Source organism: Syntrophaceae bacterium, assembly GCA_013177825.1.
In the GTDB taxonomy this organism is placed as follows: Bacteria; Desulfobacterota; Syntrophia; order Syntrophales; family PHBD01; genus PHBD01.
The window spans coordinates 1-26,428 of record JABLXX010000017.1; the positions used below are offsets into that span (position 1 = coordinate 1).

General features: G+C 55.2%; 28 protein-coding genes, 1 tRNA gene and 1 other RNA gene. 28 read left to right on the plus strand and 2 right to left on the minus strand.

Going from position 1 to position 26,428, the window contains the following annotated elements:
* Positions 1–202 precede the first annotated feature (202 nt).
* The 9 genes from HPY65_18845 (at position 203) to HPY65_18885 (ending at position 7,776) form a co-directional block, all read left to right on the plus strand.
* Positions 203–277, plus strand: a tRNA-Val gene (locus HPY65_18845).
* A 142-nt stretch (positions 278–419) separates the two neighbouring features.
* Positions 420–2,336 carry a threonine--tRNA ligase gene (gene thrS, locus HPY65_18850; GenBank protein NPU86538.1) on the plus strand — a complete coding sequence of 639 codons (1,917 nt, stop codon included), beginning with the start codon at positions 420–422 and terminating at the stop codon, positions 2,334–2,336.
* 30 nt (positions 2,337–2,366) lie between these two features.
* Positions 2,367–2,903, plus strand: coding sequence for a translation initiation factor IF-3 (locus tag HPY65_18855; protein ID NPU86539.1), 537 nt, complete (start codon positions 2,367–2,369; stop codon positions 2,901–2,903).
* Between the two features lie 22 nt (positions 2,904–2,925).
* Complete coding sequence (gene rpmI, locus HPY65_18860; GenBank protein NPU86540.1) at positions 2,926–3,123, plus strand: 50S ribosomal protein L35; 198 nt, start codon at positions 2,926–2,928, stop codon at positions 3,121–3,123.
* Between the two features lie 92 nt (positions 3,124–3,215).
* Positions 3,216–3,575, plus strand: coding sequence for a 50S ribosomal protein L20 (gene rplT / locus HPY65_18865; protein ID NPU86541.1), 360 nt, complete (start codon positions 3,216–3,218; stop codon positions 3,573–3,575).
* Positions 3,572–4,591, plus strand: a complete 1,020-nt coding sequence (pheS, locus tag HPY65_18870; protein NPU86542.1) for a phenylalanine--tRNA ligase subunit alpha — start codon at positions 3,572–3,574, stop codon at positions 4,589–4,591. Before rplT ends, pheS begins: the two co-directional genes overlap by 4 nt.
* A complete protein-coding gene (locus HPY65_18875; protein ID NPU86543.1) occupies positions 4,588–7,002 on the plus strand; it encodes a phenylalanine--tRNA ligase subunit beta in 2,415 nt (804 codons plus the stop codon). The genes pheS and HPY65_18875 overlap by 4 nt, the downstream gene beginning before the upstream one ends.
* Before the next feature lie 35 nt (positions 7,003–7,037).
* Positions 7,038–7,313: an integration host factor subunit alpha gene (locus HPY65_18880; GenBank protein ID NPU86544.1), complete on the plus strand. Its 276-nt coding sequence runs from the start codon at positions 7,038–7,040 to the stop codon at positions 7,311–7,313.
* Positions 7,314–7,365: 52 nt separating this feature from the next.
* Complete coding sequence (locus HPY65_18885; protein ID NPU86545.1) at positions 7,366–7,776, plus strand: MerR family transcriptional regulator; 411 nt, start codon at positions 7,366–7,368, stop codon at positions 7,774–7,776.
* Positions 7,777–7,878: 102 nt separating this feature from the next.
* Here HPY65_18885 and HPY65_18890 read toward each other — a convergent pair whose 3' ends face one another.
* Positions 7,879–8,160 (minus strand): hypothetical protein, encoded by a 282-nt coding sequence (locus HPY65_18890; GenBank protein ID NPU86546.1) that lies wholly within the window; start codon positions 8,158–8,160, stop codon positions 7,879–7,881.
* Between the two features lie 251 nt (positions 8,161–8,411).
* Between HPY65_18890 and HPY65_18895 the strand changes: the two genes are divergently transcribed.
* From HPY65_18895 to HPY65_18910, 4 genes are all read left to right on the plus strand, one after another.
* Positions 8,412–9,152: a hypothetical protein gene (locus HPY65_18895; protein ID NPU86547.1), complete on the plus strand. Its 741-nt coding sequence runs from the start codon at positions 8,412–8,414 to the stop codon at positions 9,150–9,152.
* Positions 9,149–9,418, plus strand: coding sequence for an HPr family phosphocarrier protein (locus HPY65_18900; protein NPU86548.1), 270 nt, complete (start codon positions 9,149–9,151; stop codon positions 9,416–9,418). Before HPY65_18895 ends, HPY65_18900 begins: the two co-directional genes overlap by 4 nt.
* Before the next feature lie 4 nt (positions 9,419–9,422).
* Positions 9,423–11,204 (plus strand): phosphoenolpyruvate--protein phosphotransferase, encoded by a 1,782-nt coding sequence (ptsP, locus tag HPY65_18905; protein ID NPU86549.1) that lies wholly within the window; start codon positions 9,423–9,425, stop codon positions 11,202–11,204.
* A gap of 66 nt (positions 11,205–11,270) precedes the next feature.
* Positions 11,271–13,907, plus strand: coding sequence for a hypothetical protein (locus HPY65_18910; protein ID NPU86550.1), 2,637 nt, complete (start codon positions 11,271–11,273; stop codon positions 13,905–13,907).
* Between the two features lie 207 nt (positions 13,908–14,114).
* On the opposite strand, the gene eno is transcribed toward HPY65_18910, so the two are convergent.
* The gene (gene eno / locus HPY65_18915; GenBank protein NPU86551.1) at positions 14,115–15,404 is read right to left on the minus strand and encodes a phosphopyruvate hydratase; all 1,290 of its coding nucleotides are present in this window, start codon (positions 15,402–15,404) and stop codon (positions 14,115–14,117) included.
* Positions 15,405–15,654: 250 nt separating this feature from the next.
* Here eno and HPY65_18920 point away from each other — a divergent pair, with 250 nt between their 5' ends.
* From HPY65_18920 to HPY65_18990, 15 genes are all read left to right on the plus strand, one after another.
* Positions 15,655–16,428 (plus strand): tRNA 2-thiocytidine(32) synthetase TtcA, encoded by a 774-nt coding sequence (locus tag HPY65_18920; protein ID NPU86552.1) that lies wholly within the window; start codon positions 15,655–15,657, stop codon positions 16,426–16,428.
* 14 nt (positions 16,429–16,442) lie between these two features.
* Positions 16,443–16,919 carry an SsrA-binding protein SmpB gene (gene smpB / locus HPY65_18925; protein NPU86553.1) on the plus strand — a complete coding sequence of 159 codons (477 nt, stop codon included), beginning with the start codon at positions 16,443–16,445 and terminating at the stop codon, positions 16,917–16,919.
* Positions 16,920–17,039: 120 nt separating this feature from the next.
* Positions 17,040–17,393, plus strand: a transfer-messenger RNA (tmRNA) gene (ssrA, locus tag HPY65_18930).
* A gap of 182 nt (positions 17,394–17,575) precedes the next feature.
* Positions 17,576–18,790 (plus strand): integrase arm-type DNA-binding domain-containing protein, encoded by a 1,215-nt coding sequence (locus tag HPY65_18935; protein ID NPU86554.1) that lies wholly within the window; start codon positions 17,576–17,578, stop codon positions 18,788–18,790.
* A 91-nt stretch (positions 18,791–18,881) separates the two neighbouring features.
* Positions 18,882–19,607 carry a hypothetical protein gene (locus tag HPY65_18940; protein ID NPU86555.1) on the plus strand — a complete coding sequence of 242 codons (726 nt, stop codon included), beginning with the start codon at positions 18,882–18,884 and terminating at the stop codon, positions 19,605–19,607.
* A gap of 173 nt (positions 19,608–19,780) precedes the next feature.
* Positions 19,781–20,002 (plus strand): AlpA family phage regulatory protein, encoded by a 222-nt coding sequence (locus HPY65_18945; protein NPU86556.1) that lies wholly within the window; start codon positions 19,781–19,783, stop codon positions 20,000–20,002.
* A 150-nt stretch (positions 20,003–20,152) separates the two neighbouring features.
* Positions 20,153–20,359 (plus strand): hypothetical protein, encoded by a 207-nt coding sequence (locus tag HPY65_18950; GenBank protein NPU86557.1) that lies wholly within the window; start codon positions 20,153–20,155, stop codon positions 20,357–20,359.
* A complete protein-coding gene (locus tag HPY65_18955) occupies positions 20,356–21,060 on the plus strand; it encodes a hypothetical protein (protein ID NPU86558.1) in 705 nt (234 codons plus the stop codon). Before HPY65_18950 ends, HPY65_18955 begins: the two co-directional genes overlap by 4 nt.
* Positions 21,060–21,407 (plus strand): hypothetical protein, encoded by a 348-nt coding sequence (locus HPY65_18960; GenBank protein NPU86559.1) that lies wholly within the window; start codon positions 21,060–21,062, stop codon positions 21,405–21,407. Before HPY65_18955 ends, HPY65_18960 begins: the two co-directional genes overlap by 1 nt.
* The gene (locus HPY65_18965; GenBank protein NPU86560.1) at positions 21,389–22,174 is read left to right on the plus strand and encodes a hypothetical protein; all 786 of its coding nucleotides are present in this window, start codon (positions 21,389–21,391) and stop codon (positions 22,172–22,174) included. Before HPY65_18960 ends, HPY65_18965 begins: the two co-directional genes overlap by 19 nt.
* A 34-nt stretch (positions 22,175–22,208) precedes the next feature.
* Positions 22,209–22,505, plus strand: a complete 297-nt coding sequence (locus HPY65_18970; protein NPU86561.1) for a hypothetical protein — start codon at positions 22,209–22,211, stop codon at positions 22,503–22,505.
* Between the two features lie 9 nt (positions 22,506–22,514).
* Entirely contained in the window at positions 22,515–23,210 is a 696-nt protein-coding gene (locus HPY65_18975; GenBank protein NPU86562.1) for a hypothetical protein, read from the plus strand.
* 1,830 nt (positions 23,211–25,040) lie between these two features.
* Positions 25,041–25,385, plus strand: coding sequence for a type II toxin-antitoxin system HicB family antitoxin (locus HPY65_18980; GenBank protein ID NPU86563.1), 345 nt, complete (start codon positions 25,041–25,043; stop codon positions 25,383–25,385).
* Between the two features lie 33 nt (positions 25,386–25,418).
* Complete coding sequence (locus tag HPY65_18985) at positions 25,419–25,652, plus strand: helix-turn-helix domain-containing protein (GenBank protein NPU86564.1); 234 nt, start codon at positions 25,419–25,421, stop codon at positions 25,650–25,652.
* A gap of 80 nt (positions 25,653–25,732) precedes the next feature.
* Positions 25,733–26,203 (plus strand): hypothetical protein, encoded by a 471-nt coding sequence (locus HPY65_18990; GenBank protein ID NPU86565.1) that lies wholly within the window; start codon positions 25,733–25,735, stop codon positions 26,201–26,203.
* Positions 26,204–26,428 lie beyond the last annotated feature (225 nt).

The following is a 26,428-nucleotide window of genomic DNA, read 5'->3' on the forward strand; positions in this document are numbered from 1 at the left end:
TCTCCAAGGAACAGTTCCCTCTTTATTTGAAAGAACTGGAGTTTCGATATAATAATCGCAACTCTGATATTTTCGACCAAGTTGCTACTTTTCTCTGCGATCTTGTGCCAAAATGGGACTAATTACCTTTTGTTTTATATTTGCCTTGACTTTGAAAAATCGAATTGGTAAAAGTACCAGCCTTCGAATCAGGGAATCCCACAGGCACGTAGCTCAGGGGGAGAGCGCCATCCTGACGCGGTGGATGTCCAGGGTTCAAATCCCTGCGTGCCTACCATGAAAATACACCGGTACAGCTCTTCTCCCGTGCCGGTTGGGTTCAGGGAAAGGGCATCAGCATTTTCTTGATGATGCCCTTTCTTTAATTCGCAGAAAGTTTGCTGCGAAAGGCATACAAGCCCGATGAAATGGATGAAGCGATGAGCGAGATCCGAGTAAGTCTGCCTGACGGATCGGTGAAGACCTGTCCGGCAGGCGTGACGGCGCGGGAAGTGCTGGCCTCCTGGCGGGAAGACTTGGTGCCGTCGGCGGTGGCCGTTCGGTTCGGGGGAAATGCCTTGGATTTGAGCCGTTCCCTCAATGAAGACGGAGCCCTGGAGGTGATCGGAATCGACTCGCGGGAAGGGCTTGGGATCCTTCGTCACAGCATTTCCCACGTCATGGCCCAAGCTGTTCAGGACAGCTTCCAGGGGGTCCAGGTCAGCATCGGTCCCTCCATTGAGGACGGATTCTACTACGATTTCGATTACACGGAAACGTTCACGCCGGAAGATCTGACAAAGATCGAGGCGCGCATGGAAGAGATCGCCCGGTCGGACCGGCCGTTTGTGCGGCAGGAAGTCGGAAGGGAAGATGCCGTCGCTTTGTTTCAAAAGAAGGGCGAAAACTACAAAGTGGAATTGATCCGAGATCTTCCGCCGGATGTGGAGACCGTCAGCCTTTACAGCCAGGGCGATTATGTCGATCTCTGCCGGGGGCCCCACATTCCATCCACAGGGATGATTCAGGCTTTCAAGCTGCTGAACGTGGCGGGTGCCTATTGGCGGGGCGATGAGCACAATAAGATGCTCCAGAGGATCTACGGCACGGGGTTCGCGACGCAGGTGGAGCTGGATGAGTACCTGCATGTCCTCGAAGAAGCGCGCAAGCGGGATCACCGTCGCCTGGGCCGGGAACTCGACCTTTTCCAGGTCAACGAGGAAGCGGGTGCGGGGCTTGTAATCTTTCATCCGAAAGGCATGCTTCTCAGGTACCTTATCGAGGAATGGGAGCGCAAGGAGCATCTGAAGCGCGGTTACGATATGGTCATGGGCCCGCAGATCCTCAAGGCGGACCTCTGGCGGCGATCCGGACATTTCGATCATTACCGCGAGAACATGTACTTCACGGAAGTGGAGAACCAGCTCTACGGCATCAAGCCCATGAACTGCCTCTCCCACATGCTGATCTACAAGTCGAAGGTGCGCAGCTACCGCGACCTTCCCCTGCGGTATTTTGAGTTGGGGACCGTACACCGCCACGAGAAGGCGGGAGTCCTTCACGGACTGATGCGGGTCCGCCAGTTCACCCAGGACGATGCCCACATCCTGTGCATGCCGGAGCAGTTGAACTCGGAGATCCGGGACATCGCAGATTTCGTCGCCTATGCGATGAAAATCTTCGGTTTCGATTACGAGGTCGAACTGAGCACACGCCCTGCAAAATCCATCGGTTCCGACGAGGATTGGGACATGGCGACGAACGCCCTGGAACAGGCCCTCAAGGACAACCGGATGACCTATGACGTCAATGAGGGAGACGGAGCCTTCTACGGGCCGAAAATCGACTTCAAACTGAAGGATGCTCTGAAGCGGAAATGGCAGTGCGCCACCATCCAGTGCGATTTCACGCTGCCTGACCGTTTCGACCTGACCTACGTCGGGCCGGACGGCGAACGTCACCGCCCGGTCATGCTGCATCGGGTGATCCTCGGCGCCATCGAGCGATTCATGGGGGTTCTGATCGAGCATTATGCCGGCGCCTTCCCGGTCTGGCTGTCGCCCGTTCAGGCGGTCATCCAGACGGTGACGGACAAGCAGATCCCCTTTGGGGAAGAAGTCTACCGCCGGTTAATCGATGCCGACATCCGCGTGGAAAAAGATTTCCGAAACGAGAAACTGGGATACAAGGTTCGGGAAGCGCAGAGCCAGAAAATTCCATTCATGCTCGTCATCGGAGACCGGGAAGTGGAAGGGCGGAAGGTTTCACCCCGCCAGAGAGACGGAAAGAATCTGGGTCCCATGGACGTGGACGCCTTCATCGGCCAGGTGAAGGAACTGTGTGCCCGGTATCAGTAAACAAGGGCTGACAAGACAGGGAGGTGGCCTATCCAAAAGGATTGGAGAATCAACCGGGAGATCCGTGCAGCATCGGTCAGGGTGATTGATGCCGAGGGGAAGCAGTTGGGAATCATCACGCTGGCGGAGGCTCTGGAAGTTGCCGCGAAGTCCGGACTGGACTTGGTGGAGGTGGCCCCCCAGGGCGACCCACCCGTCTGCAAGGTAATGGATTACGGGAAGTTTCGATACCAGCAAAGCAAGAAACTTCATACCGCCAAGAAAAGCGCGAGCGTGATCCAGATCAAGGAAATGAGATTGCGGCCGAAGACGGAGGAACATGATCTCCAGGTCAAGATCCGCCATATCCGAAAATTCCTTGAAGAGCAGAACAAGGTAAAAATCACCATGATGTTCCGCGGCCGTGAGATTGCCTATGCCGACCATGCCCGCCGGACCATGGAACAAATTCGGAACATGCTGGTGGATATCGGTACCGTGGAGCAGTTTCCAAGGCTGGAAGGGCGGCATATGACCATGTTCCTGGCCCCGAAGAAACAGGCCGGAACGGTCGATAAGGGAAAATGAACGGAAAAGGGGTGAAAGAGGTATGAGTAAACTTAAGACACACCGGGGAGCGGCCAAGCGATTTCGTTTCACCGGATCGGGCCGGGTTAAGCGGAACAAGGCCTATTCCAGTCATATTCTGACGACGAAGAGTGCCAAGCGGAAGCGGAACCTGAGAAAATCCGCTCTGGTGGACAAGACCAACGAAAGGGCGATCAAGGCACTGTTGCCATATCTGTAAATCCCGGATTCATCGATTCATATCACGGATTCCCCGGCCGGGGCGTCCGCTCCCACGATGAAATAAAGAGCGGCATCAGGAGAAGGGAGATTATGTCAAGAGTCAAACGCAGCCTGACGGCAAAGAAAAAGAGAAGAAAGATATTCAAGATGGCCAAGGGCTACTTCGGTGCCCGGAGCCGTCTCCTCAGAACCGCCACCGAGGCGGTCAACCGGGCCATGAAGTATGCTTTCAGGGACCGACGGGTACGGAAACGGGAGTTTCGGGTGCTCTGGATTGCCCGGATCAGTGCCGCGGCCCGCATGAACGGCATCACATACAGCCGGCTCATGGACGGAGTCCACAAGGCGGGGATCGCCCTGGATCGAAAAATCCTTTCCGATCTGGCCATCCACGATCCCGGTGCCTTTTCACGGATCGTCACTATGGTTAAGGGTACTCCGGCGGCATGACGGGCGACCTGGAGGAGATTAGAATACAGGCGGAAACGGAGATTCAGAAAGCCTCATCGGAAGAAGGGCTTCTGGAGATCCGGACCCGTTATCTGGGACGGAAAGGATTATTGACGGGTCTCTTGCGGACCATCTCTTCCGTACCCGAGACGGATCGGCCTGCCTTCGGCAAACGCCTGAATGAGATCAAGACGGCCCTGGACGGACGGATTGAAGGGGCTCTGCAGGAAATTCTTTCTTCCGGCCGTGAGCAGGCGCTCCTCAAGGAACAAATCGACGTTACGCTCCCGGGAAGGGCGGTTCTGCCGGGCCGGCTGCATCCCATCACCCGGGTCAGGCAGGAGATCTATTCCATCTTCTCCGGTCTCGGTTTCTCGATCGTGGAAGGACCGGAGGTCGAGACGGACTACTACAACTTCGAGGCCCTGAACATCCCGAAGGACCATCCCGCCAGGGATATGCAGGACACCTTCTACGTCGAAGGGAACGTCGTCCTGAGGACCCATACATCACCCGTGCAGGTCCGGACCATGGAGCGGATGAAACCGCCCGTCCGGATTCTCTCCCCCGGCCGCGTCTACCGCCCCGATTCGGACGTGTCTCATACGCCGATGTTCCATCAGGTGGAAGGCCTGCTGGTGGATCGCCATATCACACTCGGGGACCTCAAGGGCGTGCTCACCTCCTTTCTGACCCAGTTTTTCGGGGAGGATACGTCCCTTCGGTTTCGCCCCAGCTTCTTTCCCTTCACCGAACCCAGCGCCGAAGTGGATATCCGCTGCGTCATGTGCCACGGCGAAGGCTGCCGCGTCTGCGGCCAGAGTGGCTGGCTGGAGATCCTGGGATCGGGAATGGTCGATCCGGAAGTCTTCAAGAATGTCGGCTATGATCCCGAAGAAGTGACGGGATTCGCGTTCGGTCTCGGGGTGGAGCGATTGACCATGCTCAAGTACGGCATCAACGACATCCGCCTCTTCTTCGAAAATGACTGGCGCTTCCTGGAGCAGTTCGGATGAAGGTTTCCCTCAAGTGGCTGAAAGATTATGTAGATGTTGATCTGCCGGCGCAGGAGCTCGCCGAGTGCCTGACCATGGCCGGCCTGGAAGTCGACGCCCTGGAGGAGAAGCGGGCCGACTTCAGCGGTGTCGTGGTGGCCCGGATCGTCTCCGCGAAGCGCCATCCCGATGCGGACAAGCTCTCCCTCTGCGAGGTCAGCATCGGGGACGAGACGCTCCCCATCGTCTGTGGCGCACCGAACGTCCGGGAGGGAATCCTCGTTCCGCTTGCCACCGTGGGTGCCGTCATCCCTGGCGGCTATACGATCAAACTGACAAAAATCCGAGGACAGGTCTCCGAGGGCATGCTCTGTTCCGAAGAAGAACTGGGCATCGGGTCCGACAATACGGGCATCATGGTCCTCCCGGAGGATCTGATACCGGGGACGCCTCTCGAAAAGGCCCTGGACCTTACGGACGTGGTCCTGGACGTGGGCGTGACGCCCAACCGCTCCGACTGCCTCAGCATTGTCGGAATTGCGCGGGAGGTAGCGGCCATCACCGGCAAGTCTCTGCGCTATCCGTCCATCACAGTTCCGGAGAGCGATGAAAAGGTCTCCGACGTTACCTCCGTCACGATTTTGGATCCCGATCTCTGCCCCGAGTACACGGCCCGCATTGTCCGCAACGTGGCGATCCGGCCTTCCCCCCTCTGGATGCGCCAGCGTCTGGAGGCCGTCGGTCTGAGAGCCATCAACAACGTCGTGGATATCACCAATTTCGTCATGCTCGAGCTGGGGCAACCCCTTCACGCCTTCGATTTCCGTTTCCTGGAGGAAGGCCGCATCGTTGTCCGGAAGGCCCGGGAAGGCGAAGTCTTCGTCTCCCTCGATGAAAAAGAGCGTGTCCTGAAAGACGGGACCCTCCTGATCTGCGACGGCGTCAAGCCGGTGGCCATTGCCGGGATCATGGGCGGCCTCAACTCGGAGGTCAAGGAAGACACGTCCGTGGTTCTCCTCGAAAGTGCTTATTTTCAGCCGGGTTCGATCCGCCGTTCCTCCCGCTTTCTCGGGATGGGAACGGACGCGGCGTTCCGGTTCGAACGGGGAATCGACCCGGAAGGCGTCGTGAAGGCGCTGGATCGCGCCGCCGGTCTAATGGCGGATCTGGCGGACGGCGTATCCTGCCGGGGCTATATCGATACCCATCCTATGGAGGTCGAGATCGCGAGAGACATCCCCCTGCGGGTTGCACGAGTCAACGATATTCTGGGAATGTCCCTGACGGAGAAGGAGATCCTGCCGATTCTGGAGTCCCTGGAAATGAAGGTGAGGCCCGAAGAAGGCCGCGCCGGAGTTTATCTGGTGACGCCGCCGTCCTGTCGCGTTGACATTGCCCGGGAGATCGATCTCATCGAGGAGGTGGCACGGCTTCACGGATATGACCGGATCCCCGTGACGATGCCCGCCATCGCCGTTGCTCCGTTTGCTCCGGATGTCCGTCGGCTGGTGGAGGACAGGGTCAGAGCCCTCCTGAACGGTTACGGGTACTCGGAAATCATCACCTACAGCTTCGTTTCGCCCCGCTCTGCGGATATCCTGGGTCTCCATCCGGATGATTACCGGCGCCGGATGCTTCGAATCATGAATCCCCTGACGGACGACCAGTCGGTCATGAGAACGGGACTGGTACCGAGCCTGCTCAAGACCATGCTGGACAATGCCAATACAGGGACCCTGGACCTGAAGATATTCGAGATTGGAAAAGTATTTCACCCCCAGGAAGGTCAGGAGCTTCCCGAGGAAAGAGATCGCATCGGCGCGCTGCTCACGGGCCGGCGATATGAAGACCGCTGGCACTTCACGTCCGTTCAGTCCGACTTCTACGACATGAAGGGATGTCTGGAGGGAGTCCTCGAGGGATTGGGAATCCGGGAGGGTGATTTCCGGGGGCGTTCGTCCGAGCCGTTCCTTCACCCGGGACGTTCCTGCGACCTGTTCCAGGGAGATCTTCGACTGGGCTTCCTGGGAGAAGTGCATCCCGACGTGCTGAACCGCCTGGATCTGAAAAACCGGGCCATGGTGTTTGAACTGGATGTCGAGGCCCTGTCCGCAGTCGCCTCGCGGGACCTGAAGTTTCGGGGAGTCCCGCGTTACCCCTCCAGTTCGCGCGATGTGGCCTTCCTGGTCGCCGCCGGGATAACCAGCGGGGACATGATCCGCTGGGCTGCCGGCAATAAAGAAGAATTGCTTGAAAAGATATATGTTTTTGATGTATACGCCGGCAAGGGAATCCCCGAGGGAATGAAAAGCCTCGGCCTCAGGTTTTCTTACCGCGCCTCGGATCGGACGTTGACCGATCAGGAGATTCACGAAGTTCACAGCCGGATCGTGGAGAGGATCATGGCGGCCAGTGGCGCCAGGGTTCGGTAAGCCATCATTCTTGGTTACAGGGTAGGAGGGCAGAAATGACGAAAATCGACATCATCCAGGAAGTTTATGAGAAGCTCGGGTTTTCCAAGAAGGATTCTGCCAGCATTGTCGAATCCGTCTTTGAAATCATGAAGGAAACCCTGGCCAAGGGAGAGAAGATCAAAATCTCGGGATTCGGTAATTTCATGGTGAAGGAAAAGAAGTCCCGCCGGGGAAGGAATCCCCAGACGGGATCGGAGATCACCATTACCGCCCGGAGGGTCCTGACCTTCAAATCGAGCCAGGTTCTGAGGAAGGCCCTCAACGGCTGATCGCGGGCATCCGGGAACCCCGGCCGGCGATGCAGCGTCCTGTGTGCCGGACATGCACGAGACGATTCCCGACAAGGCCTACTTCCGAATCGGAGAAGTCAGCCGGATCCTGGGCGTGGAGCCCTACGTGATCCGCTACTGGGAGTCGGTGTTTAGGACCGTCAGGCCGGAACGCACAAGATCGGATCAGAGGCGATACCGAAGGAAGGACGTTGAGGAGCTTCTGATCATCAAGAATCTTCTGTACGAAGAGCGTTTCACCATTGCCGGGGCGAAGACGCAACTGCGGCGGATGAAGAAGGGCGCTTCGCAGAACAGAGGAGAATCCCGGGCGGCGAATGATCCTGAAAGGCCTGTCGAGTCCGTTGAGCCCGCCGAGTCTGCTGGGATGAACGGGCAGGAAGACACGCGGCTCGCGGAACTCAAGGAGGGACTGACTCAGATCCGCGACATATTGGATTAAGGAGGGCGGCATTTCTCCATTCCACAGAAATGCAAAAAGGCCGATCCGAACTTTCAGAGTCCGGATCGGCCTTTTTTTTTATTGCCTTGGACGTGGGCTGCCCTACTTTTTCTTGGACCGCTTGGAGGCCTTCAGTGGGTTGAGCTTTTGCACCACTTCCTTGACTTCCTTTTTAACATGGGAAGCTGTCGGGCAGATTCCGTATGCCCAGCGGGCGGCCGGATCCGGATAAATCCGGCAGTAAATGCCGCCGTTAACCTCGATCACCTTGCTGCAGCCGTTGCACCGTTCGGCAATGATCAGGCAGCTGCCACCGGTGAAGGTGCAGCCCTTTTTGGACATGAAGGAACACTCGGTGCCCGACTTGACGGTCTGACAGATCACGGTCGAGACTCCTTTCCTTTGCCTTTGATTTCCGCGGTTGGCCCGAATGGGTGGGCCGGGATGATTGATTTCCGCGAGGCTGGGTTTGCTAACAAATAACGGAGGGACTGTCAAGGAAAAATTCCCGGTTCCGCCTGGAAACGCTCCTGCTCAACCTGGAATAACCCTTTGAATGGTTTGACTTTCAAGGTTGATCATGGTAGATACGGCGCCTGTTGATCCGAGAGGGAAACGACGAGGCCCAAACGTTCATGACCCGCCCCCCCCTGATCCAGGTTTTTGTCCGATCCTTTCTCATTCAGGCGTCGTTCAATTACTGGCGGATGCAGAATCTGGGATTTGCCTTTTCCATGATCCCGGTGATTCGCTGGTTGAGCCGTGAACGAAGGGAGGTATCGGAACGTCTGGACCGTCATTTGAGGCGGTTTCATACACATCCCTGCATGGCGCCCTCGATCCTTGGGTCGGTCATTCGTATCGAGGAGACGGAGGGGGCCTCTGCCGGACCGGAAGCGGTTGCCCTGAAGGACGGTCTTATGGGGCCTTATGCGGCCCTGGGGGACCCGCTGTTCTGGGGAGGGCTCCGGCCGCTGTCCTCCGTCACGGGCGTTCTCCTGCTCGCCGTGGGGATGTCGGCGGCACCCTGGTTTCTCCTGGGTTTATACAATGTGCCGTCCATGTGGATCCGCTGGAAAGGATTCCGGGAGGGATACGGGCGGGGGCGCTGGGCCTTTGAGTTTTTCCAGACACTGGATTTGACCCGCTGGACGGCCTGGATCCGCTGGGCCGGGCTGGCTGCTCTGGCCCTGCTGGGGGCCATTCTGGCGAAGATTTCCCTGTATCGGGATGCGGCATTGTCATTGCCGGCTGGGTACTTATCGGCGCTGGCTTTCCTGCTGGCGGTCTTCTGGTTCATTCGCCGGGGAGTGCCCCGGTTGCTGATTCCTTATGGTATGTTCGTACTGTTCCTGTTTGTGCAAGCATTGTCATGACCATGATCCGGACCCTCGAGGTCACAAATAAACTGGGCCTTCATGCCCGGGCGGCCGCCAAGCTGGTATCTGTTGCCGGACATTTCCGGGCCAGGATTTTTTTCGAGAAGGACGGCAACGAGGTGAATGCCAAAAGCCTCCTCGGAATCCTGACCCTGGCGTGCCCGCAGGGCAGTTTTCTCACGGTTCGTGCGGAGGGGGAAGACGCGCCGGAGGCAGTGGAGCAGATCGCGCGTCTTTTCGAAGAAAGGTTCGGCGAAGAGTAATCCGATGAAATCCCAGCAGGAGAAAAACACAACCGTCCTGAGAGGTGTCGCTGTATCCCCGGGCATTGCAATCGGCAAGGCCTTTCATTTCGACCGCATGGAATCCCAGGTGGCTCTTTACAAGCTCCGGGACAAAAGTCACATATCCCATGAAATCAAGCGATTTCGTAATTCCGTGGCGGTTTCGATCCGGCAGCTCCGCGAGATCCGCCGCAAACTGGGCCGGCTGGAGGGCATGGACCCGCTGTACATCCTGGATGTACACATCATGCTCCTGCAGGACCGGTCGTTTCTCACCCAGGTTACCTCGTTCATCCGGAACATGGGCGTCAATGCCGAGTGGGCCGTGCGAATGGCCATCGACAAGTACCGGGAAATCTTTGACAAGGTGGAGGACGAATACATCCGGGGCCGTTTCAGCGACATTCAGTACGCCGGCCAGAGGATTCTCCGGAACCTGGGCGGACGCCGCCGGGAGGCCCTGCCGGATCTGGATGAGGGGGTCATCGTCATCGCAATGGATCTTTCCCCTGCGGACACGGCCCAGATGAAAATCGACCGGGTCCAGGGATTTGCCATCGACATGGGAAGCAAGACGTCCCATACGGCCATTGTGGCCCGCTCCCTGGCAATACCGGCCGTCCTGGGGCTGGAGAGGATCACCCGCGTCGTGAAGACCAACGACGACGTCATCATCGACGGGTTGGCCGGGCTGGTCATTGTCAATCCCGATCCGGAGATCCTGTTCCGCTACGAGGGGAAAAAACGGGACTATGACGTGGCGCGGCGGGAGCTTCTGGCCGACGCCTGCCAGCCAGCAATCACGGAAGACGGGCATGCTGTCGACATCGGCTGCAACATCGAGTTCATCGAAGAAATCCCTTCGGCCGTGACCCATGGGGCCGACGGAATCGGCCTGTACCGGACGGAATTCCTGTACATCAACCGGGAGCAGCTTCCGACGGAAGAAGACCACCTGGCCAATTACCGGCGGGTGCTGGAGGTGAAGGAACTGCGCTGGGCCACCATCCGGACCCTGGACCTGGGAGGGGACAAATTCTTCTCCGACCCGAAGCTGGCCAGGGAGATGAATCCCCAGATGGGGCTCCGGGCAATCCGCCTTTGCCTTCGGGAGGAGGATATCTTCAAGGCTCAGTTGCGGGCCATTTTGCGTGCCGGAGCCGAAGGAGAGGTCCGGATCCTGATCCCCATGGTGTCCGGAATCGAGGAAATCAGAGAGGCGAAGCGGATTCTGGCGGACCTGAAAGAGGACCTCGCGCGGGAGGGGATTCCCGCCGGCCGGGACATGCCCGTCGGCGTCATGATCGAAGTCCCGTCCGCCGTCGTCATCGCCGACGCGTTGGCCCGGGAGGCCGACTTCTTCAGCATCGGTACGAACGACCTGATTCAATATGCCCTGGCCATCGACCGGATCAACGAGCGGGTCTCCTACCTGTACGAGCCGCTTCACCCCGCTGTTCTCCGTCTCATCCGACAGGTGGTGGAAGCCGGGCACCGGGCGGGAATTCCCGTGGCCATGTGCGGCGAAATGGCGGGCGATCCCCTCTACACCCTCATCCTTCTGGGGTTCGGCCTGGATGAGTTGAGCATGAACCCCCTGGCGATCCCGCGGGTCAAGCGAATCATCCGTGCCTCCACGCAAAAAGAAGCCCGGAAGCTCCTGAAACGGGTTTTTTCCTTTTCCTCCGCCACGGAGATCCGCCCCTATGTCGAGGGCTATATGCGCAAGCGGTTTCCGGAGGCGTTCCCTGCCGGGGAATCATAACGTGAATCGGGGAGGTGTTTTGTCGAACCTCCCGTACTTCTTTCAAATCTTCAGGAGGCACCGGCCTTGTCCCTCTCTCAGATGCTCAAATCCTGGCTCTCCGGTCTTGAAGAACAGTACAGCGGCTGCCTGTATGCGAAAGACAGCATTTCCCTGCTTCTGCTGCTGAAAAAAGTCCTTTCCAAGGTGCTTGTTCCCGAGGAAACCGAGAAGGAGGTCGCCAAAGCCGCCTCGGAAGGCGTGGTCGTCTATGCCATCAAGCAGCAAAGCCAGCTCAACACCCTGATCATCCGGGAAGCGGCGGCCTCCCACGGATTTCCCCGGCCGTCCTTTGCCCATGACACAAACATGCTCTTCTGGCAGCCGTTCGGAAAGTGCCTCCGGACGATTCTGGCATTTCTCCTGCTCCCGCTTTCCCGGAGCCGGAGCAGCGAGCCGCTCCCCCGCGCCTTTGTCCGCAAGTCCGTCCGCCGGGGCGAATCCGTTATCGTCCACCTCGGCATGTCCGAACTGACCCCGAACAGGCAGGTGGAAGACGGCCTCTCCCAGCTTCTTTATGCCCAGTGGGAGATGGATCGTCCGGTTCTGGTCCTTCCCACGCTGGTTACCTACGGGCGTCGCCGGGACATGGAACGGGAGAGCCTGATCAACATCCTGTTCGGACAGACGGAGGGAACCGGGACCCTGCGCCGGGTGATCACGTTCTTCCGCTATTCCAACAAGGCTTCTCTGCTCTGTGCGAAACCGGTGAATCTTCGGGAGTTTCTGGCGGAGAATCAGGAACTGTCCCGGGAAGAAATGATCGACCGCCTCCGGGGCGATCTCATCGAGCGGATCGACGAGGAAAAGACCGCCACGGTGGGCCCGATCCTGAAGTCCCGGCAGGAGATGATTTCCCTGGTCCTGAAGGACGAAAAGGTGCAGCAGGCCATCGAACAGCGGGGGGCCGAGAACCGCAAGGGATACGAGTCAGCCCTCAAGGAGGCAAAACGCTACCTGAACGAGATCGCCTCCAACTACAGTGAGATGTTCATCGAGCTGTGGGACAAGGTGCTCGGCTGGCTGTGGAACAACATCTACGACGGCGTCATCGTGGACCGCGACGGCATGACGAAGGTCCGGAATCTCTCCAAGAAGATGCCCTTCGTCGTCGTGCCGTGTCATCGGAGCCACATCGACTATCTGCTTTTGTCATACGTCTTCTACAAACACAACATCCAGATGCCCTTCATCGCCGCGGGGACCAACATGCTCTTCTGGCCCCTCGGCGCCGTCTTCCGCAAGTCCGGCGCTTTCTTCCTGCGCCGCAGCTTCCGGGGAAACGAGCTCTACGGCGAGGTATTCAATGGCTACCTCAATGTCCTCCTCAAGGAGGGTCTGCCCATCGAATTCTTCATCGAGGGGGGGCGCAGCCGCACCGGGAAGATGATCATGCCCCGCTACGGGCTCCTGTCCATGATCATCCAGGCCTATGCCAGCGGCGCCTGCGAGGACCTGGCGATCATCCCCGTCTATCTCGGCTATGACCGGATCGTCGAGGAGAAGGCCTACCTGAAGGAACTGGGGGGCGAGCAGAAGCAGGACGAGAGGGCCACCGACGTGATCAAGAGCGGGAAGATCCTTCGGAAGCGCTTCGGCCACGTCTACGTGAACATCGGCGAGCCCATCCTCATGAAATCCTACCTGGAGAGCCAGGAGCAGACATACGACGACATGCCGACGGAGGAGCGGCAGCGGCTGTATCGGAAGATCGGCTACGAGATCGTGCTGAACATCGACAAGGTCTCCGTGGTGACCCCGTTTTCACTTCTGTCGGCCGGATTTCTGTGGTCCGACCGCCGCGGCATCTCCGTGGACGACCTGCTGGAGGTCCTGGGGCATTTCCGCGATTACCTCCAGGCCCGGAAGGTCCGGTTTTCCGAGACCTTCGGCGATATGAACAAGGCCGTGACGAATGCCCTGGGTCTGTTTGAAGAGTCCAACCTCATCTCCCGGGTCGGGGACGAGGAGGATCTCCCGGAGGAGGGAGAGGAAGCGGTTTACTCTCTGCCCGAGGAAAACCGGCTCAACCTCGAATATTACAAGAACAACATCCTGCACTTCTTCGTTCCCGCCAGCTTTCTGGCCGCCTCCGTGGCGCTCCACAGGGAGGACGTCCTCAGCCTCCAGGAGATCATGGAGGACTACCGGTTCTTCAAGAAAATGTTCCGCCACGAGTTTATCTTCGACGACCGGGTGGACGACCTGGAGGAGATCCGGGAAGTCCTGTTTTACCTTTCCCAGAAGGGCATGGTCGCCATCGGCGGGGGCGAGGCGGGCGGCATTGCGTCCATCGAGGTGAAGGGAAAAGGGAAGAGGAATCTTGTACCCTTTGCGGGCCTGATCCGGAATTATATCGAGTCCTACTGGGTGGTCGTCCGCGCGTGCGCCTATCTTGTCCAGGGGCGTTTGCCGGACAAGGATTTTCTCAAGAAAATCAGAGGGCTTGGAGAAAGGATGTACCAGAAGGGAGAAATTCGCCGCTCCGAGGCGCTATCCCAGTCGAACTATGCCAACGCGCTCCGGTTCCTGGAGGACATGGGCATCATCAGCGTAGTGGAAGAGACGGTGAAAGGGGAGAAGCGCCCCGTCCGCTACTGGAGCATCTCGGAAAACCGGACGGCCTTGGAGGGGCTGCGGAGACGCCTGTTCCGGTTTCTGTAAACCGGGGGCGTGGCCCCGTTCTCATCCAAAGAGAAAATCCGCTGCGGCCGCCTGTCTGTCCCATGCCCTGTTCCTGTCAGCGAAGCGGAACGATCACCGCGGGCTCGGCAAGCGCCTTCATGCAAAAAGCTCCGGACACAGTGTGCCGTGCGCCCGGAGCCCTCGATTCATTTCCCCATCAAAAAACGGATTTCCGCAGGAACCGGATCAGCCCCGGACGGAATAGAACGCCCCTTTCCCGCGATAGACGGCCATCTCGCCCAGATCCTCCTCGATCCGGAGCAGCTGGTTGTATTTGGCCAGCCGCTCGCTTCGGGAGAGGGAGCCGCTCTTGATCTGTCCGCAGTTGGCCGCCACGGCCACGTCGGCCATGCAGGCGTCTTCCGTTTCCCCGGACCGGTGGGAGACGACGGTGGTGTAGCCGGCCTCCTTCGCCGTCTGGATGGTCTCCAGGGTTTCCGTGAGCGACCCGATCTGGTTCAGCTTGATGAGGATCGAGTTGGCCACGCCCAGGCCGATCCCCTTCTCCAGGAGCTTCTTGTTCGTCACGAAGATGTCGTCGCCGACGATCTGGACTGTCGACCCCAGGGCGTCGGTGAGCAACTTCCAGCCGTCCCAGTCGTTCTCGTCCAGGCCGTCCTCGATGGAGACGATGGGGTACTTCTTCACCAGGTCCTCATAATACCGGACCATCTCCGCCGCCGTCTTGTTCGGCTTCTTTTCCGCCGCCAGCTTGTAAATGCCCTTCTCGAAGAAGGAGCTGGCCGCCGCGTCCAAGGCGATGGCAACATCCTTCCCCGGTTTGTACTTCGCCTTCGTGATGGCCTCCACGATGAGCGACAGGGCCTCCTCGTTGGACTTCAGGTTCGGGGCGAATCCACCCTCGTCCCCGACAGCCGTGTTGTATCCCTTGCCCTTCAGGACCGCCTTGAGGGTGTGGAAGACCTCCGCGGAGATCCGGAGCCCCTCCTTGAAGGTCTTGGCCCCGATGGGCATGATCATGAATTCCTGGATGTCCACGTTGTTGTCCGCGTGCTGGCCGCCGTTGATGATGTTCATCATGGGGACGGGAATGTCCTTGGCGGCGACCCCGCCGATGTATCGGTACAGGGGGAGTTCCAGCGACGCCGCGGCCGCCTTGGCGCAGGCCAGGGAAACACCAAGGATGGCGTTGGCCCCGAGGGCGCTCTTGTTTTCGGTGCCGTCGAGGGCGATCATGGCGTAGTCGATTTCCCGCTGCCTCAGGGCGTCCATGCCGATGATCTCGGGTCCGATCTTGCTGACCACGTTGGCCACGGCCTTCTCCACGCCCTTGCCGAGATACCGCTTTTTGTTGCCGTCCCGGAGCTCCAGCATTTCGTGCTCCCCGGTGGATGCGCCGGACGGAACCGCCGCGCGGCCGGTTTCGCCGGAGAACAGCGTGACTTCCACTTCCACCGTCGGGTTGCCTCTTGAATCCAGGATCTCCCTGGCGTGTACGTTGATGATTTCCGTCATAGTTCCTCCTCGTCTCTTCTTCGGGAAGAGATTAATATTCGATGAATCCGCTCCGGATGTCCATCCAGGCGCGCTGCCGCTCCCGCCGGAGCCGGTCCTTATGTACCCGAATCCGCCCCGGTTATCAAGGAATGATGCGGCGTCCGGGGCTACGGGCTTGATTCGGAGGCCCATCTGGGATAGAGGGAGAACTCCGGTCGGCCTCGCGATGCCGGGGGGGCCGGGCGAATTGCCGGAATCGGATCGAACCATGACGAGAGAGAGGAAAAGAACACGGCTGTTTCTCCACCTGAAAAAGTGGCTGGAGCGGGCCGTCCTGGAATATGGAATGATCGACGAGGGCGACCGGGTGCTCGTGGGGGTCTCCGGCGGGGCCGACAGCCTCGTCCTCCTGGATCTCCTGGATTCGCCCATGGTCTTCACGCCGCCCTTTGCGCTCACGGCGGTCCACATCGACCTGGGGTTCGATCCGGGCGGCGAGGATCTCAAGGCCGTGGAGCATTGGCTCCGGGAAACGGGCTGCGAATACGTCCTCGACAGGACGGATTACGGGCCCGTGGCCCACAGCGACGTCAACCGGAAGAATCCCTGCTTCCTCTGCTCGCGGCTGCGGCGGAAACGGATCTTCGAGATCGCCGAGGAGCGTGGCTGCAACAAGATCGCCTTCGCCCACCACCAGGACGACATCATCGAGACACTGCTCATCAACCTTTTTTACGGGCGCGAGATCAGCACCATGATGCCGATGCAGGAATTCTTCGGCGGAAAGCTTCACATCATCCGTCCGCTGGCCTACCTTGAAGAGGGGCTGGTGAAGAAATACGCCCGGGAGCAGGGCATTCCCGCCGTGAAAAACCGGTGCCCCACGAGCGGTGTCTCCAAGCGGCAGTACGTCAAGGATCTCCTGAACCGGCTGGAGCGGGACAATCCGCAGATCCGCCACAACATCAACCTGGCCATGCGGCACGTCAAGCCCGACTATCTTCCCGGGGCGGGCCTGCGGCAGGCGTCCGGCCGGCCCTGAGGAACAGAGGAACCATGGCCAAGAAAACGGAAGCCGCCGAAAAGTCCATCTGCACCAACAAGCAGGCGCGGCGGAATTATTTTATCGATGAAACCTATGAGGCCGGGATCGCGCTGGTGGGGACGGAAGTCAAGTCCCTGCGGGAGGGCCGGGCCAACCTGAAGGACAGCTTCGCCTCCGTGAACAACGGGGAGGTGGTCCTCTACGACCTGCACATCAGCCCGTACACCTTCGGCAACCGCTGGAACCACGATCCGCTGCGGCCCCGGAAGCTCCTTCTCCACAAACAGGAAATCCGCCGGCTTTACGGCAAGGCCCGGGAGAGGGGGCTCACCCTCGTGCCCCTGCGGATGTATTTCAAGAAGGGAAAGGTGAAGGTGGAACTGGGCGTCGGACGGGGGAAGAAGCTTTACGACAAGCGGGACGACCTCCGGGCCAGGGAGGACAAGCGGGACATGGAGCGGGGTTACCGGGAGAAGGGCCGGGAGTGAGCCCGGGCTGCCCCGTCCCGGCTGATCCGATATGCCCGCCGCCGGGCCGGAGCGGGATTCCGCTTGACGCTGAGCGGATAAGGACTATACTAGAAGACAGTTCTTTCCACATTCAAATATGGGGGCGTCACGGTTTCGACGGGGATCGTTGAAGCTATCAGAAGCGTGCCGAGGTTCCTGCAGGCCTCGTTAAACAGGCAGGAAAACACTTAGTCGCCAACAACTACGACTACGCACTGGCCGCATAGGCCAGCGTCCTCCCGAGTTCGCCTGCCGGGTCGGATGAGGGCGTCATAAAGGCAGGATAACCGACTTCCTCTGCCTGGGGGGAAGGGGGCGAAAATCTAAACAGGCTAGCCCGCACCCATCCTGCCTCTGGGAGGGGTGACGGTCGAAACCAAATCAGAGGATGCGCACGGAGAAACTGAAGTGGAAGGTTTCCGGACGCGGGTTCGACTCCCGCCGCCTCCACCAATACATAATCCAAAACAATCCGATGCAGAACAAAACCCGTTAGAAATAGCGGGTTTTTTCTTGCTTGATCGTCCATTTCTGTGCTATGCAATCCAACAACATCGGGGGTACATTGGGGTATATTTTAGCCATTTATACCCCCAACGGAAAACAGATACCCCCAGAAGAGGAGGAAACCCTTTATGTCACTGACGGATGTGAAGGTACGGTCCTCTAAGCCGTCAACGAAACAGAAGAAATTGTTTGACGGTGACGGCCTGTTTCTCTTGGTCATGCCGCATGGAGGAAAGTATTGGCGCTTCAAGTACCGGTATGATGGCAAGGAGAAACTGCTGGCCCTTGGAACATATCCTGAGATTAGTCTCCTTGATGCCCGGGAAAGGCGAGACGCGGCAAGAAGACAGGTGGCCAAGGGCATTGATCCCGGAGCCGTCCGCAAAGCACAGAAAAAAGCCGAGACTGAGGCAACAGAGACCTTCGAAGTCATAGCTCGCGAGTGGCATGCGAAGTTCACACCCACTTGGACCCGTGGACATGCTATCACCATCATGAGCCGCTTGGAACGGGACCTGTTCCCGTGGATCGGAGAACGCCCGATCAACGATATTAAGGCCCCCGAGCTTCTGGCCGCCCTGCGCCGTGTCGAGTCAAGGGGGGCTCTTGAATCAGCCCACAGGATCAGAACCATTGCCGGTCAGGTGTTCCGCTACGCTGTGGCAACGGGAAGGGCAGAGCGCGATCCTTCAGGTGATCTGAAGGGAGCCTTGCCACAACCCGGAGAGAAGCATCATGCGGCGATCACAGACCCCAAGGAAGTAGCGTCCCTCATGCGGGCCATAGATGGCTATGAAGGGCATTACGTCGTCCGGGCCGCCCTTCGCCTTGCCCCGCTCTTCTTCGTGCGTCCCGGCGAATTGAGGCATGCAGAGTGGGCAGAGATTGACTTTGACGAGGAGGTCTGGAACATTCCGCCGGGGAAGATGAAGATGAAAAACGCGCATGTCGTTCCTCTGTGTCGTCAGGCTATCGAGATACTGACAGAGCTGATAGAACTGACCGGAGCGAGCAAGTACGTGTTCCCCTCTGGGCGATCTTTCGCCCGGCCCATGAGCAACAACGCCTTGTTAGCAGCTCTGCGGCGCATGGGATACGACAAGGAAACCATGACACCACATGGTTTCCGGGCCATGGCGCGAACAATCCTTGACGAAGTATTGCAGGTGCGGCCAGATTTCATTGAGCATCAACTTGGTCATGCCGTCAGAGACCCGAACGGGCGGGCGTACAACAGGACAGCACACCTTGCCGAGCGCCGGAAGATGATGCAGCTATGGGCGGATTACCTGGATGGACTGAAAGCGGGGGCGAAGGTTCTACCGATGGTTAAGAGGGTGTGACGATAATCTCCCCATGATAGTACCACTATGTGCCATGCGAGTAAAGCCTCCCCGTTTCTGTAAATAACTTCAAGACATAGAAGGAAGAGAGATGCAATTACCAAAATCACAATTCATTTCCTTTAAAAAAGCCACATCCATTATACCGAACTGCGATCTTGAGGATCTGGAATACTGTGTTCAGCAAGGTGCTCTGGCTGTTTTCGCTCCTACCCCAACATATTTCCCCACAAATAACATTTTTTCTGACGAAGAAAGAATATTCGAGAGCTTTTACACAATTGCCATGTTTTTCAACGAACCACTTTCTGATCGATGCCAAATTAAACTACCGTTTTCCCACCATAACGGATCAGTAACATGTGGTGCTATTGTCGTAACCGACATTTCCGGGAATGTGCCAACAACGAAAAAGGATATCACGCTTTCCAAAACTGATGGATGCATTGGCCCGGATGGAGAGATACGTCTGCTAAGTCGAACATGGTCATTCTCCGAAGATGATCTCCTTCTCAGTAGGGAAGAGCTTAAGCAGTATGAAGGTACGGCCAGTGACGATGCACACAAAGCAGAGGATGCGTTGGAGCGTCGACAATTTAACCTGAGTAACTACATCGAAGGGGAGAGAAATAAAGGCGTACGTACGGAAGTTATTGCCTATACCTTGTTTACGGATTTCAATCAGACATATGTTAAAATCGCGCTTGCATTTAAACTGAATGCAGGGCTTTGCCCTGAGCAACATGAAGCATTGAAGGGAAGGGGAAGAAGGCTTGTTGAAGGGGGCAAGAAGATAGTTCTGGAAAGAAAAAACTGAACAAAAAAAACTAAACTGAGACGATGTCACGATAGCTGTTGAAGGCGTGACAATACGCAACCAGTTAATAAATGAAGTAATTAGCCGGGGAAGCCCGGCTTTTTTTGTCACTTGACAGTCATTTAAGTGACTCAATTATGCTTATCTCCAATGGAACAGTATTGGAGGATGTTATGCCAAAAGATACTAGAATTGTTGAGATCCAAGAGCTACCTCAGACCGGCTTGCTGCGAATCAAACAAGTTCTTCGGTTTGTCCCGGTTTCTCGCTCGAATTGGTGGGCGGGGGTTAAGTCTGGGCGGTACCCAAAGCCCATTAAGTTATCAGAACGTGTGACGTGCTGGCGTGCAGCCGATGTTCGTCGCTTAGTGGAAGGTATCCGTGACGCCAATTGAGGAATTGGAGCGGCGAATTAAGCTCAAGCGTCAACTGATTACTATTACACAAGTCGAGATTCGGGACCTCGAGAATCAACTCGCCGGCGATGGCCAGCCCAAATGTGAAATTCCGATTGAGGTATCCTGATTGGAAGGAGAGGAGACTTCATGACTCCTAAACGGATCCGGCATCTCGCCGACTTTTTCTATTCATCCGACAGCGCCGCCGATGTTCCCCTTAGGATCTGCTGTGAAACAGGACGCTATACAGGTTTTGACCTGGATCGGGACGGCTTTATCTCCCTTCTTGTGATCCTCACACGAAGCGATGACCTAAAGAACGATCTGGCTGTCTTCGTGGAACAACAGACATGAGCGACAGCGGTGGCTGGGTTAAATTGTGGCGTGATCAGTTTCACCATGAAATCTCCGAACGGAAACCATGGTGTGACGGTTATGCCTGGTCGTTTCTCTACGCCCGGGCAAATCATCGGCCGGCAATTGTGAACTTCCGAAACCAGTATATCCCTGTTGAACGGGGCCAATTTGTCACCTCCGAGTTGAAACTTGCAAAAACCTTCGGCTGGTCACGTCGGCGGATTAAGAATTTTCTTACGTCACTCGAAATAGGGGGTATGTGTGACAATAGACGGACACAGCGATTTGTTGTCATAACTATTTGTAATTACGAAAAATACCAGTCGCGGGCCGATGATGAACGGGCAATAGACGTGACAGCAAACGTAACAACAGGTGAACAACAGAAGCACATAAACAAGAATAAAGAAGAAAAGAATATATATCGTCAAAATGCACTGATCGTCCTTTCCTACCTGAACGAAAGAACCGGGAAGCGATATCGAGACACTACTTTAATTGAAGCCCGCCTGAAAGACGGCGGAACAGTTGATGATTGCCGGAAGATCATCGACGTGAAGTTGATGGATCCCCATTTCATCGCCAACCCAAAGTACCTTAACCCTCAGACCCTCTTCCGGCCTTCCCATTGGGATAAATACCTGAACGAGTCAATGGAGCCGGTGAAAGGCAACGGCGGGTGGGGAAAGGTGTTCTGATGGACAACTCGGCACCCTTCGATCCTGGGGAAGAGCTTCTAAAGATGGAGAGGGATAACGAGGTTGGGGCTGCTGAATACGACTGCATGACGGCTCGGCAGATAGCCGAGAGGAATCGAAGGCCGCAAAAGATAGACCAAGCTGCAGAAATCCAGTCTGCTCTAATTGTCGGAAACCTGGATGCTATCCGATTCTGGCAGGAGGACATCGGCGCCCTGGTTGCTGTTCGGGAAGGCTTCCCAAGGAACGAACGGCTCCATGATATGACGAAGCATCTGATTCGACTGGAGATGAAGGAAATAGAGGACCTGACAATGGAGGTTGAGAAATGGCGGAAAGAAAATTGATGGATCTGACCAAATATACCGGCCCGGACCAGATCATCTCCTCTCATGAAATGTGCCTGAAGTTCCAAAATGAGGGGGACAACACGATCAAGGTCATGTCCCAAATCCCGGGTCTCGATGCGGCGACAGACGGGTTCCGCGGCGGTGAGCTTATCGCAGTCTCCGGACCGACGAAAAACGGGAAAACACTGCTGGCACAAAGTCTTACAGTCAATTTTGCTAAACAACAGCATTTCCCACTGTGGTTTACTTTCGAAGTTCCGGCCCGCCAGTTTCTTGGCCAGTTCCAAGAACTCCCGTTAATCTACATGCCGGCAAAGCTCAAGGCCTATGCCCTGCCATGGCTGGAGGAGCGTGTCTACGAGTCTTTTCAGAAATATCGAACACGAATCATTTTCGTGGACCATTTGCATTATTTGGTCGACTTGGCCCGCATGAGGAATGCCTCCATCGAGATCGGAACGGTCATTCGTCAGCTGAAAACCATGGCTGTGGACGGCGGATTCATAATCTTCCTTCTTTGCCACACAACCAAGGGACGGCCAGAGAATCTGTCTTACGAAGCGATCCGGGACAGCAGCTTCGTATCCCAGGAGAGTGATTCTGTCTTTATGGTCCAGCGAACACCTCTTGAGGGCGAGAATTCAGCTGAGATGAGAGTTGAATTCCATCGCCGGACCGGTTGCATGGAGCGTGTTATCCCCTTGGTTAAGGTGGACTGTTATCTCCAAGAGCGAATTGATGCAGGGAGACATCAGCAGGATTAAACAATGGAATTGTCTATTAAAAAGGATGAGGTAAATGAGTAAAAGTGAATTATTACGAATAACGCCGACAAGGGAGTTACAACTCAAGAACGATCTGCTTGATGCGATGCTTGAGGTCGCCAGAGAATCAAAAGAAGCTGCCGATTTCTCCATCAGACGGGGAAAAATTGTCGAAGTTTTATCCATTGCTGCCGCTATGGCGACCGAGATACGGGAACATCTCGATGTCGAGGTAGCAAGATGCAAAAAGCGGGAAGCTGACTTTACAGAAGTTCTAAAATGTTTTCAGGAAGCTACGGCAGTCAATAAATTCAAGTTGTATGACCGGTAGGAATCTGAGGTGAAAACAAAAAAGGGGCAGCCCAAACGCAACAAAACGCGACAAAAGGGCCTCAAAAAGGGAGAATCGACAAGGTCCCGACAGTTGACTTTCTTGAAGGCGTTTCTTGATGAACGGTTCTGCATTGTGGCTGCTTGCCGAGTAGCAGGGATCAACCGAGCAACCTTTTACCGATGGAAAGAAAACGAACGATTTCGAAAGGAACTCGATGCATTGGAACAGGAGAAGGTCGACTTGATCGAAGCCGCCTTGTTTCGGAATGTCCAGGCTGGGGATTCCACCAGCATCATTTTTGCTCTTAAACGATTGGGACGGAAACGGGGCTATGGAGACAAGCCCATGCCGAGTAAGGAAGGAATCGCTATTATAAGGCTGGTTCGTGCCGGTGAAATATCGTTAAAAGATGGCGCTTATCAACTTCATGAGATTGGAGAGCCGCTTCCCGAGGCTATGAAGATCGAACTGGAGAAGATGCCGCCCGACGTGCCCCCGCCAGAGCTTCCGCCTGCAATGTCCGATGAGGAACTGGAGGAGCGGTATCAGAAAGGACTGGCAAGGCAGAACCAACAGAGAGACGAGTTCGTGCCCAACCGCCGCGAGGAGGTCCAGGCAATCAAGGATGGACTGAGAGGCATCGAATCCTTTGGCCCAGATGCTGACATGAGAACGGGAGAAAGTGGCCAGAGCCAGGAATGAAAGCTTCCTTCCAGCACCGGGCATGATTCCGAACCAATGCAACGATTTCAATGTTCTGTACCATATGAGGCAATAAATGAGAAATAAAGGTGAGCAGCAAGAGGCGACGGTGAATGGGAGCATCAATGCGAATACGGATCTGGTCGCAGACAACAAGATTCTTGCCTTTTCCGAGATCATCTTGAGGGCCACGAAGAACAGCGACAAGGCCATTCTCCCCATTGTCAAGAGGATTGAATTTAACACGTCGTTTCTTGCGAGGTCCTCCAACAGATCCTCCGTAGTAGGAAACAGGCCCTCTCAGATCGCTCATGGGACGGTTCCCCGCACGGCATCCTTAAGGCACTCCAGCCAGAACAAGAGCCAGTTGCTTCGCTGGCCATCTCCGTCACGACACGCCCCACACCTCCGGAACAGATAACCACGACCATGGGGCGTGCGGCAGCGTCTGTTTCGTCGGTTTTGGGACTGACAAAACAGGCCGGAGGATCCGACACAAACGGCATGCTGATGATGGTTCTCAACGAACTCAACGCCACGATGGCTAAGATATCGGGCAGGGATGAGGTGGCGATGCGACCATGTACTCCGCTTATCCGGCCGGAATTTGACGATACATTATTGACACTTATGGTCTATGACCGACTGTAAATGCTACCTTCGTGGCCCCAATTCAACCGAACCACTTCCACTTCTGTCAGTTCGGGAATGTTTTCCTGGGCGAGGATGCTGCTTTATGAGCTTTCCTGGCGATCGTTGTGCGTTTGGAAATGTCCTTGACATCATCTTGGTCAGGATCTAAAAATTCTTCCGAGCTCGATTGCTCAACCTGACTTCCGGAAAGGCCCTCCGGTTTGCCCACCGCGCCTTCGGGCGTGTTGTGAGGAATATGAGGGATCACCACGGTCGCCCCTCTAGGTTGAAGCAGTTGGGCTTTTTATTTTATTGATTAAATCACTCAGAAGGGCGGACTCTGTAATTTTCTTGACAGCAGAGGTATCGGGGGTAATGAGTATCCCGTAACTCCGCTGCAGGTGGAAGCGACCTCATTATTCCCACCGGGGAAATGGATCGGACACTTGGAATCTGTCCGCAATTATATTTTTCAACCGTATTTTGTCCCCTGTTTCCTTTTCTTGAGAATCTTGTTCTTATCTCCTTTCCATTTGTATATTTATGTTAAAGTAATTCTTTGATGTTAGTAAGGAATCCGCTTTCCCAATTTTGCCGGCAGGACCACCTTCAGTATGGCTCTGCCGACTTTATCTGTTGCCTGTGTTGAATTCATCGCTCTTAACTGAATCCCCTAGCCAATTTCTTATTATCCATTTCTTCCTCTATAAAAAGAAAAAGGTCATGGAATTGCGAAGGCTCTTATCAAACCTCCCGGCCCTTACGGGTTACGGATTCCATGACCATATTTAAGTCTATATTACAAACAGCAAAACCCATTAACGGATGGGCCTCCCGGATAAGGCTTTTCGCACATTCAACATGCACCATCCATGGCCATTGTCAAAGAGAATGTGCAACTAAAATATGGTTTGCATGATGGGGCTATTTCTGGCATGATCGTATCATGAACACGAAACAGAAAAAGACCCTAGCCATGATCTTTGAGAGGCCGACGAGACCGGACATATCGTGGCAAGAAGCTGTTTCGCTCCTTCTGGCAGTCGGTGCCACCATGCATGAGGGAAAGGGGGCACGCTTGAGGTTTGAGAAAGGCTTATGCAGCTTGCACATCCACAAACCTCATCCGGCAAGGGTCATGCGGAAATATTCTGTTGATTTGGTTCGGGATTTTTTAATTGAGACAGGAGTAAAACCATGAAAAATATTCTTCAATACAAGGGATATACGGGCAGTGTTGCTTTTGATGCCGATGACAAAATCTTCCATGGGAGAGTGCTCGGGATCAGGGCCATAATCGGGTTTGAAGGCACGACGGTTGAAGATTTGGAAAAGGATTTCCAAGCCGGCGTTAGTGACTATCTCAATATGTGCGCGGGCAAGGGTATGGAGCCGGAAAAACCGTTCAAAGGGACTTTTAATATACGCATCGATCCCTCTCTTCACCAACAGCTTGTTGTTCATGCCGTCGATGAAGGAAAGACACTGAATGCTTTTATTAGAGATGTCTTAGAGAAAGCTATTTCTGAGAAGTGTGCATGATAATCTATGCGGATAACAAGAGAAGACCTTAAAATGCTTGCCGCCATGATTGCCAAAGGAGTTGAGGCTAATATCATAGCCAAAACAACACCTGGTCGCTGGATGACCCTCAAAGAGGCAATGGCATATGCTAAGGTAAAGTCAGAAGATACTATCAGAAAATGGATTAATTCCGGGTACATTTATGCACACAAACGAACTGGGCAATGGATAGTGGACCGCGAATCCATAGACGATTGGTTTTCGTCGGATAAAATGCACTTTTGAAATGACAACGATTATCTGTTAAAGGCACTGCATGCCTTTATAGAATAATATCCCGTTATCAAATTTGACGGAGAATTAAAATGATAGGACAAGATAATTCTCTAGAATCTGAATTAAAAAGAATTTTAGAAGAAAGGATTATTAAAGAAGAGCCCCATGTCGGGGCTTATAGCTGGATTTGCATCGTAAAAAGCACACCTTTTGATAGAGGGAATATTTACTATAAAATAGGACATACGGGAAGACTGGAAGCATATCTCAAAATGATTAAAAAGGACCCTCATATATCGAACGATACACCTCCTTTAGTATTGAAGATTTGGGGTGGTGCTTCACAATTCATAAAAGTTGTTAGACGGATTTTCAAAGATAAACGAATGAACCTACCTCCCGATGGGAAGGTTTGGTTTGCATTAAGTGACGATGATATTTCTTGGTTGTCGAAATTTACGATTGCAAAAAGTAATAATATAGAATCCGCGATTTATGCATTATTTGATAAGCAAGAACATTATCTGACTAATAGATTGAAAAAAGAAGGATTATGGTAAGCATCTGGGATCGTTCTTCATCTGAACGCGTGATATTTTTTTCTTCTCTCTTACTAAGAAATCCCGGAATATGAAGATTCTATCTTGTGTTAAATTTAGGTAATTGATCCTGTGCTGGCACCTGTGATAAGGGTGCCTCATGGACTTAACTAGTTATCATAATGTAATATCCAGCGAGAGCAAAGCCAGAAAATATCTGCTGGGAAAAAGCTTCAAAAACCATCA

Excerpts from the sequence above, each read along its gene's own strand:
- HPY65_18985 (NPU86564.1), top strand. The coding sequence starts at position 25,419 with ATGCTTGCCGCCATGATTGCCAAAGGAGTTGAGGCTAATATCATAGCC.
- HPY65_18945 (NPU86556.1), top strand. The coding sequence starts at position 19,781 with ATGCCAAAAGATACTAGAATTGTTGAGATCCAAGAGCTACCTCAGACC.
- HPY65_18900 (NPU86548.1), top strand. The coding sequence starts at position 9,149 with ATGACCATGATCCGGACCCTCGAGGTCACAAATAAACTGGGCCTTCAT.
- HPY65_18990 (NPU86565.1), top strand. The coding sequence starts at position 25,733 with ATGATAGGACAAGATAATTCTCTAGAATCTGAATTAAAAAGAATTTTA.
- HPY65_18950 (NPU86557.1), top strand. The coding sequence starts at position 20,153 with ATGACTCCTAAACGGATCCGGCATCTCGCCGACTTTTTCTATTCATCC.
- pheS (NPU86542.1), top strand. The coding sequence starts at position 3,572 with ATGACGGGCGACCTGGAGGAGATTAGAATACAGGCGGAAACGGAGATT.
- ptsP (NPU86549.1), top strand. The coding sequence starts at position 9,423 with ATGAAATCCCAGCAGGAGAAAAACACAACCGTCCTGAGAGGTGTCGCT.
- HPY65_18955 (NPU86558.1), top strand. The coding sequence starts at position 20,356 with ATGAGCGACAGCGGTGGCTGGGTTAAATTGTGGCGTGATCAGTTTCAC.
- eno (NPU86551.1), bottom strand. The coding sequence starts at position 15,404 with ATGACGGAAATCATCAACGTACACGCCAGGGAGATCCTGGATTCAAGA.
- HPY65_18960 (NPU86559.1), top strand. The coding sequence starts at position 21,060 with ATGGACAACTCGGCACCCTTCGATCCTGGGGAAGAGCTTCTAAAGATG.
- HPY65_18885 (NPU86545.1), top strand. The coding sequence starts at position 7,366 with ATGCACGAGACGATTCCCGACAAGGCCTACTTCCGAATCGGAGAAGTC.
- HPY65_18880 (NPU86544.1), top strand. The coding sequence starts at position 7,038 with ATGACGAAAATCGACATCATCCAGGAAGTTTATGAGAAGCTCGGGTTT.
- rplT (NPU86541.1), top strand. The coding sequence starts at position 3,216 with ATGTCAAGAGTCAAACGCAGCCTGACGGCAAAGAAAAAGAGAAGAAAG.
- smpB (NPU86553.1), top strand. The coding sequence starts at position 16,443 with ATGGCCAAGAAAACGGAAGCCGCCGAAAAGTCCATCTGCACCAACAAG.
- HPY65_18980 (NPU86563.1), top strand. The coding sequence starts at position 25,041 with ATGAAAAATATTCTTCAATACAAGGGATATACGGGCAGTGTTGCTTTT.
- rpmI (NPU86540.1), top strand. The coding sequence starts at position 2,926 with ATGAGTAAACTTAAGACACACCGGGGAGCGGCCAAGCGATTTCGTTTC.
- HPY65_18875 (NPU86543.1), top strand. The coding sequence starts at position 4,588 with ATGAAGGTTTCCCTCAAGTGGCTGAAAGATTATGTAGATGTTGATCTG.
- HPY65_18965 (NPU86560.1), top strand. The coding sequence starts at position 21,389 with ATGGCGGAAAGAAAATTGATGGATCTGACCAAATATACCGGCCCGGAC.
- HPY65_18970 (NPU86561.1), top strand. The coding sequence starts at position 22,209 with ATGAGTAAAAGTGAATTATTACGAATAACGCCGACAAGGGAGTTACAA.
- HPY65_18940 (NPU86555.1), top strand. The coding sequence starts at position 18,882 with ATGCAATTACCAAAATCACAATTCATTTCCTTTAAAAAAGCCACATCC.
- HPY65_18920 (NPU86552.1), top strand. The coding sequence starts at position 15,655 with ATGACGAGAGAGAGGAAAAGAACACGGCTGTTTCTCCACCTGAAAAAG.
- thrS (NPU86538.1), top strand. The coding sequence starts at position 420 with ATGAGCGAGATCCGAGTAAGTCTGCCTGACGGATCGGTGAAGACCTGT.
- HPY65_18895 (NPU86547.1), top strand. The coding sequence starts at position 8,412 with ATGACCCGCCCCCCCCTGATCCAGGTTTTTGTCCGATCCTTTCTCATT.
- HPY65_18935 (NPU86554.1), top strand. The coding sequence starts at position 17,576 with ATGTCACTGACGGATGTGAAGGTACGGTCCTCTAAGCCGTCAACGAAA.